Below are 14,453 nucleotides of genomic sequence, written 5' to 3'. Positions count from 1 at the left end.
AGGCTTAATGTAAAAAACCGCCTCTCGGGGCGGTTTTGATAAAAGCCAGTACGCTAATTTATATCACGCGAGCTTTCGGCGCCTAAATAGCGGCAGCGCCAGCAAGCCCAATAATAACCAAGAGCCAGCACCACCGCCGTCACTGTCATCGTCACTGCGCTCGCAACCATCGCGGCCAACGGATGTTCCATCAACGGTGCCGGGGCACTGATCCACTTCATCGTTGACACCATCGAGGTCGCTGTCTTTCTGGTAAAGCGCACAACCCTCTTCATCGGCCTCTTTTTGGCTGCTTGTCCATTTACACTGATCAAGCTCATTGTCAACGCCGTCTTGGTCGAGATCGTTTTTGAGAACATTGACCGCCGGATCTAAATTAGCCGCAGTATCAATGGCCGCATCAATCACTCGCACACTTTCAACAATCAATAAATTACTGTCATCAAAATTAGTGGCATCGTCAGCTAAATCAACAAGCGGAAGCGAGCCGTAGGTCCAGATACTTGCTGCGCTGTAGTCTCGCGCCACCGGCAGTTCGCCGATCGTCGCGATGGTACTCATACCATCGTTTGTCTCTTCAACAACAACTTCTCCAAACACTGTGTAGCCGGGGTAATAATCTCGCTGCCCGCGGTCGATATCCAGCTTGTCGCTATTGTCTTCTAAATTAATAAACCACTGCGCGGTGGCACTGTCCGGGCTGTCGCCGACACGCGCCATAGCAATGGTCGCTTTGACATTCGAAAACTCAGGCTCGTTGGTTACCGCATCTTCAGTATCAATAGCATCAAAAGATGGGTAGCCGCTATCATTTTTACCACCGTAGACATAACCACCACCCTGAACAACAAAACCCTCTTCCAGGCGGTGCACAATCGTGTTGTCATAGGCTTCGGACTCAACATAGGCCAGGAAATTGGCAACAGTCAGAGGCGTCGCTTCGTCGTACAAGTTGATATCAAAGCTGCCGAGATTTGTTTCAAACCTTACGATGGTAGCATTTGCAAACATGGGGCCGACAAGCACTGGAACAAGGGCCGCTAGGCCAAGTAGGGATTTTTTCATTATTGCTCTCTTTCAATAACCAACAAGACTCTCACAGCAATACGGCAGTGAGAAAGCCGGAAAACATTCTGACACAAGTGGCGCATAAAAGTTCTTTTCCCTACAAAAACGTAACAAAAGCATGTTAGAGCTGGGCTTATGGCCTCAGGGAGCTAAGCGACTAGGGCTCAGGAAAAAACAGTATTAAATGTAAATAGGCAAAAATTGTGGCCACCTAAATTAGGCAATCGCGCCGCCGGGATAACTTCAATGTTTTCCTTAACTTAGCGCCGCCGTGCAAATGCAAAACGGATGCTAAACATGAATGATTAACATTTGTAAGCTATTGATTTCATTATATTTTTATTGATTTAAGACAAGAAATCGCTAAACTAGCTGGCATAGTTCATCGGGCCGATTAAGCCGACAAGGAGACTCAAATGAAATCCAGTGCCAAAGTCATCGCCAGCCTGAATCAGGTGCTGACTACCGAGCTGACTTCCATTAACCGCTTCTTTTTACATGCACGCATGTATAAAAATTGGGGTTTCGAGCGATTAAATGAAGTTGCTTACAAAAAGTCTATAAAGGATATGAAACAAAGCGACAAGCTTATCGAGCGTATCCTCTTCCTTGAAGGTTTGCCGAATCTGCAAAAACTCAACCCTTTGCTTATCGGTGAGCACAGCGAAGAAATGATCGCCTGCGATCTCAAATTTCAGCTTGCTCAAGTGAGCGAATTAAAAGCGGCAATTGCCCTGTGTGAACAAGAGCAGGACTACGTCAGCCGCGACATGCTAACTGAGATACTCGAGTACGAAGAAGACATCGTCGATTGGGTCGAGACACAACAATATCAAATTGAAAATATGGGCCTTGCCAATTATTTACAGGCTCAGATTGAGGAGCACGACTAATGCACAGCAGCGACAAAGTAGTTAACGAGCTCAACCGCTTATTGAGCTATGAACTGGCGGCAATGGATCAGTATTTTATTCACTCTGAAATGTATGCCGACTGGGGCTTAAGTAAACTTGCCGCTCGTATCGGCCACGAATTTGACGACGAAAAAGGCCACGCGCAAAAACTTATTGCGCGCATGCTGTTTCTCGAAGGCACACCAGACATGGTAACGCGCCACCCGATTAACATCGGCAAAGACGTGCCGGCCATGCTGCAGAGTGATCTGGACGTTGAAATTGCCGTCGGCCAGGCCCTGCGCGAAGCCATCGCCATCTGTGAAACAGAAAAAGATTATGTTACGCGTGACATGCTGGTTAGCCTGCTGGATGACACCGAAGTCGATCACGAGTGGTGGCTGCGCCAGCAGCTGGGCTTGATTCAAAAAGTTGGCCTGGAAAACTATATTCAAAGCCAAATGTAAGGTTAATGTACAGGCGCTTCATTACGGCCTGTATATATCGCCTAAAGCCCTCAATGCCGAATGCTTTAGAAGCAAGCTGCAGCGAGGGCTTTTTTGTACATAATGTTGCTTGGCTTGAACTGTATGCTTGGTACTGAATCGTTTTTGTTGTGTACTGCCTGTTTTATGCAAACAGTTTTCACACAAGCTATAGATAATTATTCATCTACCTAAAAGCAAAAAAGCTTATGCCAGAAATGAAATCACAACAAAAGCAAACAGCCAGATGGTACCCGGCATCGTGCCACTGTAAAAACGTGACATTCAAAGCCCAAACCGACCTAAGTGGCGCTTTTACCTGCAATTGCAGCTTTTGTGTACGCCGCGCCACTACACTGTTAAAACTTGACCCTGAAGGTTTTGAGCTTCAATCGGATAAAAACAAACTTAGTGCCTACGGTAACAGCGGCTTTTCGCGGCATTATTTCTGTAACAACTGCGGCATACAGTGTTTTACTGAAATCACCCGACAAGGCGCCGAGGCGGTTATTGTTAATGCCGCTTGCCTTGAAGGCATCGATTTCTATTCACTAAAACCGAGCCTGTTTGACGGAAAAAACAAGCTCTAATAAATACAAGTCCCCAGCAATAAGAGTAAGCACTAGCTTAGAGCCACATATATTTAAGCTGTAAAAACGACGTCTATTGCTTAGCGGGAATACATCGTTCGCACGATTCCACTTATTTGCCTCAAAACAACAAGCCGGGCGCATTTAGCGATAAGATGGTACAGATAAGTTTACAGCGTTGCTATTGATCGCTGTAACTACATTTACTTTCAGATAAAAGGAGCCGAACTTGGACCTCGAGCAGTGGACACAGGCGCTTTTTGCCAGCGTTGATCAAATGAATGCAGACAGTTTTGCAGAGTTTTTGGCCGACGACGCCAGCTTTATTTTTGGCAATGCCGAAGCCGTCAATGGCAAAGCCAATATCAAAAGCGCCGTTGCCGGATTTTTCTCCAGCATCAAAGCCATCGAACACCAGATAGACCAAATCTGGGATGGCGGCGGCGACGTTATATGCAACGGCCACGTAAAGTATTTACGCCACGACGACACAACACTTGAAGTTCCTTTTGCCAACGTGCTCATCCTAAAAGGCGAGCTAATTTATAAGTACCTTATTTATGTCGACACATCCAAGCTTCACAACAGCTGATACTTACTGTTAATAATAACTCAGGTAAAGGCCAGCATGAGCAAGGATATAAAAGAGCAATTCGGTATCGACGAACACAGACCATCGGACTGGTTTGAAAAACTGTACGCCGAAGCCAACAGCGACGGCGCAGGTGTGCCCTGGGCCGAGATGGACACCCACCCGAGCTTTAAGCGCTGGCTAAAACAACAGCCACTTTCAGCCAACAATGTAGAACGGGCCCTGGTTGTCGGTTGTGGCATGGGCGACGATGCCATAGAGCTTGAGGCGCGCGGCTTTGACGTCACTGCTTTTGATATTTCTCAAACTGCCATCGACTACTGCAAACAGCGCTTTGCTCAAAGCTCTGTGCAATTTTTACAAGCGGACTTGCTTAAAGCGCAAGCGCAGTGGCGTGAACAATTTGATTTTGTTTTGGAGATTTACACAATTCAAGCGCTACCGCCTAAATATGAGCAACAACTGATCAGCAGCATTGCCAGTTTTGTAAAACCCGGCGGTCAGCTTTTGGTTATTGCAGAAGTTTGCGATGAAGCGCGCCACTTTGATAAGGGCCCACCGTGGTTATTAACACCGGGGCACGTCCAGGCATTTGAAAAAAACGGCCTGAGTTTAAGCTCCCAACAGATAGAAAACGATGACAGCAGTGCGCCCGCTTTTGGCAAACTCGGGCGCTTTGTGAGCACGTTTATAAAAAAAAGCTGTTCACATAACAGCGCGCCGGGCCTTGACAGTAAAAACACCAAACAGTAATGTAAATCATTATCACTTACATAGCTATGCAAATGGATGACCGCATCGGCAGCACCAGCTAAATCGCCTGGACTTGAAGCATTAAAGCGAAATGACCTCGCACGGTATTGATCAAGTGACATATCAACACAAAGATCGTCACACGGCGTATCACCCCACAGGAATTAGGGATATATGAAAAGCTTTATTTTTAGTTTATTGTTCGCGGTCTTAGGCCTCTTACAGCTATGCAATGCGTATATGCAACAAGAGAGCAACCAGCCCAACATCGTATTTAACGCACTGAGCTTAGGTCTCGTATTTTTCTTTATGCTTTTTACTTTAAGCAATACTCAATCAAGCCAGTGCTCAAACACTCAGGAAAATAAATAGCGAGTTATATAAACACTACAAACTCGCCTTGTATTTGGCAATAACACAAAAAACATCAAAGTGATGGAGCGACAAGACCTGCAATGTCTTTCCCCACCACAGTTTAAAGCTTTGAAGCTCAGCTTGTTTAGAAACATCAAACCCCGACTTTCATGCAAACAAACAATTTCCAAGAGAATAAGTTGCTCTTAGTTCTTTTAATCCATCTAAATATTTAGAACAGTCGGTATTTTTCTACCGATGTATAAATGACGGAATAGAGTTGGCAGTGGCGAATCCCCATGGCGTAAACTGGGGGGCTTGTCAGGCGCTTTAGTGCAGGTGCTTGCTAGGGCCACTAAATAATAACATTGTCGTCATTGTCGTTGGCGCTAATCTTCGTTTGGTGCTGGGGTCATGATATCTATGCGAAAGTTTACTGTTGTCGAGCGCTATGAAAAAAAATATATAAATGCTTGACCTTCAAGCTACTTGAAGCTTTATCTTGGTGTCGTTCTAGGGCCTGTTAACACAAATTAAATACGCTCTGCTGGGCCTGAGTATTCGACCAGAAAGGCACTTTGAGCGCAGTTTAGCAAGCTAAATAAGCGATAAGTAACGCATCGGGGCGGATATTCAGGCCCAGCCCTTCGGGTTGCGCCCCTCATCCCGCTCTCTGTGTTGTTTGTCGCTTATTTGGAGCAACCAAACTGCGCTCCAAACGCCTTGATAGCGGAATGAGGGGCGCAACAGAGTGCATTTAATTTGTGTTAACAGGCCCTAATGAAACGGCAACTCTCGCAGTCATAGGTAAACAAATGTTTAAAATTGGTGAGTTTTCTAAGTTAATACAAGTGCCAGCGTCAGCTTTGCGCTATTACGATGATATCGGTCTTTTTAAGCCCTTACATACTGATAGCGAAAGTGGCTATCGCTACTACCGAACCAGTCAAATTCCGCTTATAAACAGAATCGTAGCGCTAAAAGAGCTCGGTTTGCAGCTTGATCAAATTCGCCACATATTAGACCAACAGCTTGATGAAGAAGCTTTTCGGGGCATGTTGTTGCTCAAACAAGCTGAACTGGAGCAGAAAATCAAATTGGATGAAATGCGTTTACAGCTGGTAGCGGCTCGTTTGGCGCACATAGACATTGAAAGTTCAAGCCCTCCAGATAATATGGAAATTAGGTCACTACCAAGAGCAGACTATCTTTGTTTGGACGCTACAGTTAAAAACTTTAATGAAGCTCAGTCCTTAATCGAGCGGTTAACAATTTGTCTGTCTCAGAGTATCGCTGCTAAAAATTTGGGGCGTTTGACGGCAATACTTATGCAGGATTGCTACGAACATGAAGACCTTGAGCTCCGTTTAGGTTATACCGTCGAAGGGGTCAATATGAAAACTTTACCCCGCTTAGCTGACTTGGATCTTAGGTTGGCAGAACTGCCCCCGGTAAACCTCGCCGCTACACTTGTGCACATCGGCCCGCCTGGGGAAACATTTGTATCGAGGAGCGCCATTGCTTCGTGGGTGGAGCAAAGTGAATACGAATTCCTTGGTTCTAGTCGCGAAGTATTTTTATCACTGCCTACGCCAGGAAAACTAACAGAAACGGCTATAGAACTGCAATATCCTTTGCGACCCAAAGCTAAACCCTAAACTTATAATTTCAAATTTTTTCAATCCCTATTTCAGAAATAAATTTAATGGAAGGTACACGCATGTCTAAAAAAAATGAGAAATACGGTAACTGGGCAATGGTAACGGGTGCTTCATCCGGCATTGGTCTAGCATTTTGTAAGCAGCTTGCAGAGAAAGGCTACAACCTTGTCATGGTAGCTCGGTCGGTTGAGAAAATGGAGAAAGAAGCTAGTGAATTAATGGGCAAGTATAAGGTTGATACCAAGGTCATTGGGGTTGATTTGTCTGATGCTAAGGCGCTGAGCCCATTAGAGCATGTGTTTACACAGTTGAATATTGCTTTGCTTGTGAATAACGCAGGCTGGGGGCAACCTGGGGTATTTAAAAAGCATACTCTAGATAATTGCCTGAGAGAAACACAACTTAATATCAATACCCCGTTGACACTGACAAAATGGTTTATTGACAATAACAGTGAAAGAAAGGGGCTAATATTTTTGTCGAGTATTGCAGCTTACATGGGGTCACCTTATCTGGCTAATTACTCGGCGTGTAAAGCGTGGACACTCAATTTCGGAGTATCCTTGTACCATGAACTAAAAGAAGAAGGTTCTGATGTACTAGTACTAGCGCCGGGGCCAACCAAAACGGGCATGTTTGGCATAGACAATATTGATTTCAGTAAAATCCCAATGCATTGGATGAAAGCTGAAGACGTTGCAAAGCTTGCAATAAAAAACCTGGGGAAAAAACCTGTAACGGTACCGGGCCTAATTAATAAGATAATGAAGTTTATGATGGCAAAGATAATGCCGAGATCATTTGCGCAGAAAATGTTTGGTTCGATGATGAAACCAGCGATGCCTAACTCAATTCTATAGAAGCAACGATAAAATAAAAACTTCAATGGAATACAAAAATGCTTACATTTTCGAGAGGAATATTCATTATTTCACGCCTACTCTTAGGCGCATGCCCCACCTAAGAGGAAAGAGAGACGGGAAAAGCCAGCTTGGGCAGGTATGTCTATCACACCTGCCAATACTTAGCTAGCAAATATAAAGAGTAAGGCAAACAACAGTGCTCCCGCCCCTAAAGAAATAAGAGACGAGCGCCTAAATTTATTGCTACTGAGCGCAATCACCAAGCCACTAACATGGCTGAACAACAAACTTAGACCAAAGGAAAAACTGAACACCCAAAATAAAGGCCCGGCATAACTTTTGTGAATCAACAATAGCTGCTTCCAGAAGCTGTGTTTAATTACTTCTAATTCATACTCTCCAGCGTTTTCTGTTGGCAGTAGCGTAATTGCTCTTTTGTAACCATACCAGCTCAACCACTTTCCTTCTTCATTGTAAAAGTCAGGAGGAAATGGCCCAAGCCCGCGCTCGGCAATCAAAGGTTCAAGCAATTTTTTTAGCTCAGCTTCCGAGCTAGGCCAATCCTTTGAGTCTAAAACAAAAGGCTCGTGCAGAAGTTCGGTCTCCTCCCCTTCATAACCGAGCATATAAACCAAGCCCGTCAACAAGTACAGCAAAGCCAGCGGGAAAAAAAAGCAGGCAACATAACTGTGTAACTGCATCCACAAAATACGTGTTTTAGATTTCATATATAAAAATGCACGATGCCATTAAACAGCACCGCGCCTCCATCAAGGGTAAACTACAAGCTATTAAAAATTATAGGTAAGCGTCGCTCGAACATCGCGACCCGGCTCGTACGCACCGGAGACAATCTCCCAGTCAGGAACCGCACTGTAATCTCCAACACTGCTGTGATCTCGGTACAACTCATTAAATGCATTTAGTACCGCCAGGTCGACACTGAGCGTATCGTTTTTCATCGGTTTCCAGCGAAGAAAAACATCATGCACTTCATAGCCTGGTTTTTCTAAAACATAAGTCTGATCTACCCAACCCAGTTCTTTGGCCCAATAGAGCGTATTCACGTCGAGCCCATTTACCGCTGTATAGTTGTATTCAAGCTCAAATGCATCAGAGAAAATATAAGACGCAGCGAAGTTCCAGGTATCTCCTCTAGCGTTGGCCAGACCAATTTCTTCATAACCTTCAACATCACGACCGTTAAGCTCGGGCTCTTCTTTGCTGTAATTTAGGCTCAAACGCAGTGCGTTCCACTGATATGCAGCGCCTAGCTCCAAACCTTTAGTCTTAAACTCACCGATATTTTGGTAAAGGGCTGGGCGGCCAATCCGATCCATAATCACGTCGGTAATTTTGCTTTGGTAAAAAGCTGCGCTTAAAAATAAGCTTTCGTCTGCATACTCAATCCCAAATTCCGTATTGTTTACCTTTTCTGGCTGCAAGTCTTTTTCAATGTAGGTCGATTCAAGTGTAAAACCGTCGCCAACTTCCTTGCCACGCATCGCCTCGGCATAACCAATATTCATGGTTACGTATTCACTGGCCTCATAACTCAAACCGATATTGGGGCTAAGGCCATCACTGGATGTTTCAGGCTCGGTTTCAAAGCCGGCAAGCTCTTCTTGATCAAAACCCTTTTCAAGCGCGTAATTGTCGTAACGCAAACCCGCACTCAGTAAAAACACGTCAGCAAAACGCCAGTGATCCTGAATATAAACTCCGAGCACCGTGCCCTCTTCACTCACCTTGTTTACAGGGTAAATAGAGCCGTCGCCATAAGCTGTTACCTTATCTTGGCGGTAATCAACGCCGTAGATAAGGCTGTGCCCGGCAAAATTTGATGTATTGCGTATGTCCGTACCAATGGACTGAACTTCAGCGGTATATAGGCCCCAATTGTTCGGCCCGGTATCCTGATCCAGGCTTTGCTCGGTGTAATACAGGGTACCTTCCAGGTTAATAAGCTCATTGGGATTCAGCTTGTAATTTGCGACGGTCGTTTCACGCGCAACTTCTGTTTGAAAGTAGTCTTGCTGTTCAGGGTCAGCACCCGCCCAGTTTGGGCGGCGAGGAAATTCACCACTTTCATCGCGATTTTCATAACTCACACTTAGGTGCTGGCTCTCACCTAAAGCGCCATCAGCTTTGACGAAACCAAGCTTTTGCTCGGCGCCAGTACCGACTATGTCATCGCCATCACCGTCGACCATAACGTCACTATCGACAGATACATACGAAGCGAGCACTCCCCAGCTGTCACCTATGCGACCATAACCTGAAACAACACCTTTTTTGGCGCTGTTGTTGTCAAAATAGCTAGCCTTAACGGTACCGCCATAATTTTTGTCGGCGAGCAAATCCGACGCACTTTTAGTGCGAAAACGAATTGCACCACCAATAGCACCTGCGCCGCTGGTCGCTTCACCGGCACCGGCTTGCACTTCAACCTGTTGCAGTAATTCAGGTTCGATATTTACTCGGCCGATATGGTGAAAGAGTGTTCCGGTTTGCGGCGCACCATCAACGGTTACATTCAAATAGGTATCTTCCATACCGCGCACATAAATCTTTTGCGCAACACCAATAGAGCCACCCACAGAAACCGAGGGGATGTAGCGAAATACATCAGATAGGTCCGCAGCTTGCTGTTTTTCAAGCTCTTCGGGGCTTACTTCGGTATTAGTCAAACGGCCGACAACAACAACTTGTTCAACTTCGCTATCTTCATTGGCAAGCGCAGGCGCTGCATAAATTGACGCAGAAATAGCCGCGCTCAACGGTGCAAGTGCTTTTAAAGCAAGTGACTTAGACATCAGAGACTCTTTATATAGGAAACAAACTCAAATAAGAATTATTCCCATATAAGGGTGGCACGTAAACCTCTGTTGCATTTGTTACAAACGTAACAGGCGTAACAACGGCAAATAGCCCTTACCCGCTTACGACACCGGCAAAACCAGCGTCATAGATAAACCTCCGCCGTCGCGGTTTTCAGCGTAAACTGACGCTCCCACCACTGCCAGCTGGCGCCTAGCCAGGGCCAGGCCCAAACCAAAACTATCGTTCTGGCTCGAGCGCGACTTATCGATACGAAAAAAAGGCTGAAATATTGTTTCTAAAAGCGCAGCATCGACACCCGGGCCGCGGTCTTTCACCTTTAATATATAAACTGCCTGTTGTTTATTGAGGCTTAAATCAAGTTCGACCGAGCCGCCTTTTGCGGTATAACGAAGGGCGTTGCGCAAAATATTTTCCAGCGCCTGACCAACAGCGCGGTGATTGCTGTTTTTAAGCGGTGCATTTGCGGGAAGTCTACAGAGAACCTGCTTGCCGGTGAATTCAAAGCGCGCATCCTCAACAATAACATCACACAGATCAACCAAGTCGATCTGCTCGTCGCGACTCACCGGGTTTTCATTTTCAAGCCAAGCCAAACTCAGCGCATCATCAACCAGGCGGCGAATATTTTTTGATTCGCGCTCTACCCGCAAAATTATTGTTGTATCGCAAGGCTGCAGCGCCCTTTCGTTTTCTTTTTTTACAAATTCAAGGGCAATATCTAAGCGAGTCAGCGGTGTACGCAGTTCGTGGCTCAAATCAGCAATTAACTGCCGCTGGGCAACAAGCTGTTTGCCGATACGTTCGGCCATTTGATCAAAAGTCTTACTGAGCTCAGAAAACTCATCTTTGCGCCGACTAAGCTCGGGTGAAATCCGCACAGAATAATCACCGCGAGCGAAGGCTCGAGTTGCCTGCTGCAATTGCCGCAGCGGTTGCATAATGTAGCAATATAAACGTATCGCCAAGACTGCCAACATCAGCATTGGTAAAATAATTAACAAAAAAATACGCGTTGTTTGCCAGTGCCTGCCCGGGCGCATTCTATCGGGTAAAACGATCAGCAAACTCGCACCGCCCCCCTGAAACGGCAGCTCCATCACCGGATTGCGATCAAAATACAGGTGTATTTTCCAGTCAATGCTTCTACCCAGATTAAACCCCGTATATCGATCTGGATCGAGCTGCCGCCCCTGAACCAAGCGAATTTTATGCTCTACAACAGCCGCCTCGCTTTGTTCATGTATTTGCAAAGCCTGCAGCCAAGTTTTCAGTTGATCAAACTCAGATGCGCGATAAAAAGTTTCGGCTTGGCGCCCCCACTGCAAAAGTTCTTGCCGGTGCGCCTCGGCCAATAAACTCATGCCCTCTTCCGTATCAATAGCGAGCTGATGAATACAATAAAAAAGCGCAACAATGCCCGCTGCAAATAACAAGCACAGCTTCCAGAAAAGCTTGCGGCTCATTTCAGGCAATAGCCTTTGCCGTGCACCGTCTGCAACTGATCATCGCGCCAGCCAGCTTGCTTTAACTTGCGCCGAATGCGGCTAAAGTGCATATCCAGGCTTCTATCGTGAGCTTCAAGGCTGCGGCTTAATACCTGTTGATACAAATAAGCCTTGCTAAGTACCTTGCCGCGATGCAAGGCCAGCTCCCACAAAAGCTTAAACTGAATAGGCGTAAAATTAAGCTCAAGCTGCTCAAAAAAAACTTTTTTTGTATCAAGCTGTAAATTCAAACCGCAAATACTCTGGCGCATAAGGCCGATGCTTTGCTGAGTTTGACTTCGGCGAAGTATGGCTTCGACGCGCAGTAATAGTTCTGTAGCATTAAAAGGTTTACTTATATAGTCATCGGCGCCCTGGCGCAGGCCAATAATGCGCTCTTGTTCAGCGCCTTTGGCACTGACAACCATCACCGGTACCTGACTACTGGTACGCAGCATGCTCAGTAATGTTAGGCCGTCTAACTCGGGCAGCATTAAATCAAGCAGAACCAGATCGTAGTTGTTTTTAGCGGCCAAAAGCAGCGCACTTTGCCCATCAAAACAAGCGTCTGCACGATAACCAGCCGCACTGACAAGCTGGGATATTTGCTGATTTAACTCAGCGTCGTCCTCGACTACAAGAATATTCCCTGGGGCTAAGGCCATAACATAAGCTCTGAAGAAAACTCATTTCTACACCAGAATTCACAGCACGCGCACATAAGAAAACACCAGCGAGGCAAAAACCTGATCTCACCTCAAAAGCGTGCAATACGCGATAAGGCCTGAGCCACATTCTATACGACAACAAAAACACGAATCAATCTCATTAGCAATAACTTTGACTTACATCATGGAATTGAGCCTCAGTTATATTAAGCTGAGCAGGTAAGGCAAAAAATGATTGCAAGCCTGCACAAGCAATCTCAGCCGGGCATCAAGGCCCGACCTTAACCAACAGCAGCGCGCCATGGAATCCAAGCAGCCACACACACAGCAACACTCAGAAACTCACAGCCACCACTTTAATCATCAAAGCCAACAAGGCGAGCGCCGCACTTTATATGTCTTGCTGCTAACCGCGGTTACGATGATCGTAGAAATTGCTGCGGGCCAAATCACAGGGTCGATGGCCCTGCTCGCCGACGGCTGGCACATGGCCACGCATGTCGCCGCTTTTGCCATTACTCTTTTTGCCTACCGCTACGCGCGCTTAAATCAAGACAACCCGCGCTATAGCTTTGGCACAGGTAAAGTGAATGTGCTGGGGGGATTTGCCAGTGCCGTAGCCCTGGCTGTTGTCGCGCTGATGATGGGCATGGAATCTATTCAAAGGCTGTTTGTGCCACACGACATTCACTTTAGCGAAGCCATCGCCGTCGCCGTGCTCGGCCTGCTGATCAACCTTATAAGCGCCGTTTTATTAAAAGATGAGCATCACCACGAGCACGAGCACGACCACAACCGTCACGCAGCGTATATGCACGTACTCGCAGATGCACTGACATCACTGTTTGCGATTGCAGCTTTAGTTGCCGCCAAACTGGCCGGCTGGCTCTGGCTAGATCCTGTCGTAGGCATAGTCGGCGCGCTTATCATCAGCCGCTGGGCATATAAACTTATGCTGCAAAGCGCGCCGATTTTATTAGATGCCACTGACAATAAAAACATCAAAAACAGCATCGTCAAGCGCTTAGAACTAGCGCCGGATAGCTATATTAGCGATCTCCACCTCTGGCGTATAAGCGGCAGTGATTACGCCGCCATTATTGCAATCACAAGCAATAAGCCTGAAAAAACCGCAGGCTTCTACAAACAGCAGCTTGCCAACATAGAGCAGCTTAAGCACATTACCGTTGAAATCAATATCAGTGACATGGATTAGTCGCTGTTTATAAGCAAGTATCGACAACTGACCCAGTGTTGTTCTAATAAGCCACATCTGTGTGCCGATGAACCCGCGCTATACCGTTCATCCTGAACATATGCGCTCCTGTTCATCCTTGAACCCGCGCTATACCGTTCATCCTGAACATAAAAAAAGCCCGCGAGGTTGGTCGCGGGCTAAGTGCTTACTTTGGGGGGAAGAACAATGTTTGGGAGAAACATGATGTCTTACTTGTTAAGAGTACTCTACAACGAATAAGTTCAAATAATTTTAATTTTTTTATTCAAGATTAGTCAGGCGCCAGTTTTTGTGCGTTTTATCTCAGACTGAGGAAAAACAAAGGCAATAGGTGACAGCGCCACGCAAATTCAGGATTTGGATAAATAATTTTGTCGCTAGCCTTTAGATCATTCAGGCACCTCAAAAGGCGAGAGCAGGCGTAATCATAGAGCCATTAACTGCCGTTCACCCTAAAGCCGCCGCTCATTAGCATCCATGCTACCGCGGCATACGACCGCCAGGGATGGCGGGAATGCAGTTAATGCATTTACACATGGATGTGTACAGTAGTGCGTATGCAGGAGCAAAACGTCGAGGAGCAATTAATGCCGTTCATCCTAAAGCCGCCGCTCATTAGCATCCATGCTACCGCGGCATACCTACATCCTGTAGGCAAAAAAAAGCCCGCGAGCTTGTCGCGGGCTAAGTGCTTACTTTGGGGGAAGAACAATGCTTTGGGGAAGCAAGATGTCTTACTTAATAAGACGAAGCTGCGCGCAAATAGTTCAAAAGAAATTTAATTTTTTTCAAAAAAATATTTTTTGTTAACTAAGGCGACAATTTGCCGTTGTATATACAGACATTGTTCACAGTTTTGCGACCAGGTACAACTTTCAGATCGTAACAACCGCAAGGGATGACAAAAATGCAGTTAATGCATTTACACATGGATGTGTACAGTAGTGCGTATGCAGGAGCA

General features: G+C 46.1%; 13 protein-coding genes. 8 read left to right on the top strand and 5 right to left on the bottom strand.

Annotated elements, in window-relative coordinates:
- Positions 1-63: 63 nt before the first annotated feature.
- A complete protein-coding gene (locus CFK45_RS15560; RefSeq protein WP_096087372.1) occupies positions 64-1,065 on the bottom strand; it encodes a peptidylprolyl isomerase in 1,002 nt (333 codons plus the stop codon).
- Between the two features lie 419 nt (positions 1,066-1,484).
- Here CFK45_RS15560 and bfr (CFK45_RS15555) point away from each other — a divergent pair, with 419 nt between their 5' ends.
- The 7 genes from bfr (CFK45_RS15555) (at position 1,485) to CFK45_RS15520 (ending at position 7,256) form a co-directional block, all read left to right on the top strand.
- On the top strand, positions 1,485-1,961 hold the full coding sequence (gene bfr, locus CFK45_RS15555) for a bacterioferritin (RefSeq protein WP_096087371.1): 477 nt from the start codon (positions 1,485-1,487) through the stop codon (positions 1,959-1,961).
- Positions 1,961-2,428 carry a bacterioferritin gene (bfr, locus tag CFK45_RS15550; RefSeq protein WP_096087370.1) on the top strand — a complete coding sequence of 156 codons (468 nt, stop codon included), beginning with the start codon at positions 1,961-1,963 and terminating at the stop codon, positions 2,426-2,428. Before bfr (CFK45_RS15555) ends, bfr (CFK45_RS15550) begins: the two co-directional genes overlap by 1 nt.
- A 227-nt stretch (positions 2,429-2,655) precedes the next feature.
- A complete protein-coding gene (locus CFK45_RS15545; protein ID WP_096087369.1) occupies positions 2,656-3,036 on the top strand; it encodes a GFA family protein in 381 nt (126 codons plus the stop codon).
- Between the two features lie 229 nt (positions 3,037-3,265).
- Positions 3,266-3,628 (top strand): nuclear transport factor 2 family protein, encoded by a 363-nt coding sequence (locus CFK45_RS15540; protein WP_096087368.1) that lies wholly within the window; start codon positions 3,266-3,268, stop codon positions 3,626-3,628.
- 36 nt (positions 3,629-3,664) lie between these two features.
- Positions 3,665-4,381: a class I SAM-dependent methyltransferase gene (locus CFK45_RS15535; RefSeq protein ID WP_096087367.1), complete on the top strand. Its 717-nt coding sequence runs from the start codon at positions 3,665-3,667 to the stop codon at positions 4,379-4,381.
- Between the two features lie 1,118 nt (positions 4,382-5,499).
- Positions 5,500-6,393: a MerR family transcriptional regulator gene (locus CFK45_RS15525; protein ID WP_143247616.1), complete on the top strand. Its 894-nt coding sequence runs from the start codon at positions 5,500-5,502 to the stop codon at positions 6,391-6,393.
- A gap of 62 nt (positions 6,394-6,455) precedes the next feature.
- Positions 6,456-7,256 carry an SDR family NAD(P)-dependent oxidoreductase gene (locus CFK45_RS15520; protein ID WP_158224728.1) on the top strand — a complete coding sequence of 267 codons (801 nt, stop codon included), beginning with the start codon at positions 6,456-6,458 and terminating at the stop codon, positions 7,254-7,256.
- Positions 7,257-7,420: 164 nt separating this feature from the next.
- Here the strand turns inward: CFK45_RS15520 and CFK45_RS15515 are convergent, their stop codons facing one another.
- From CFK45_RS15515 to CFK45_RS15500, 4 genes are all read right to left on the bottom strand, one after another.
- Complete coding sequence (locus tag CFK45_RS15515) at positions 7,421-7,987, bottom strand: hypothetical protein (RefSeq protein WP_096087363.1); 567 nt, start codon at positions 7,985-7,987, stop codon at positions 7,421-7,423.
- 63 nt (positions 7,988-8,050) lie between these two features.
- A complete protein-coding gene (locus CFK45_RS15510) occupies positions 8,051-10,075 on the bottom strand; it encodes a TonB-dependent receptor domain-containing protein (protein WP_096087362.1) in 2,025 nt (674 codons plus the stop codon).
- A gap of 126 nt (positions 10,076-10,201) precedes the next feature.
- Positions 10,202-11,566: a sensor histidine kinase gene (locus CFK45_RS15505; protein ID WP_192870769.1), complete on the bottom strand. Its 1,365-nt coding sequence runs from the start codon at positions 11,564-11,566 to the stop codon at positions 10,202-10,204.
- On the bottom strand, positions 11,563-12,252 hold the full coding sequence (locus tag CFK45_RS15500; protein WP_096087360.1) for a response regulator transcription factor: 690 nt from the start codon (positions 12,250-12,252) through the stop codon (positions 11,563-11,565). The genes CFK45_RS15505 and CFK45_RS15500 overlap by 4 nt, the downstream gene beginning before the upstream one ends.
- A gap of 304 nt (positions 12,253-12,556) precedes the next feature.
- Here CFK45_RS15500 and dmeF point away from each other — a divergent pair, with 304 nt between their 5' ends.
- Complete coding sequence (gene dmeF, locus CFK45_RS15495) at positions 12,557-13,471, top strand: CDF family Co(II)/Ni(II) efflux transporter DmeF (protein WP_096087449.1); 915 nt, start codon at positions 12,557-12,559, stop codon at positions 13,469-13,471.
- The last annotated feature ends 982 nt before the right edge of the window (positions 13,472-14,453 follow it).

It is taken from the genome of Agaribacterium haliotis (genome assembly GCF_002312815.1).
GTDB classification, from domain to species: Bacteria; Pseudomonadota; Gammaproteobacteria; order Pseudomonadales; family Cellvibrionaceae; genus Agaribacterium; species Agaribacterium haliotis.
Note: the sequence above shows the minus strand (reverse complement) of the source record. Positions and strands in the feature narration are given on the sequence as shown.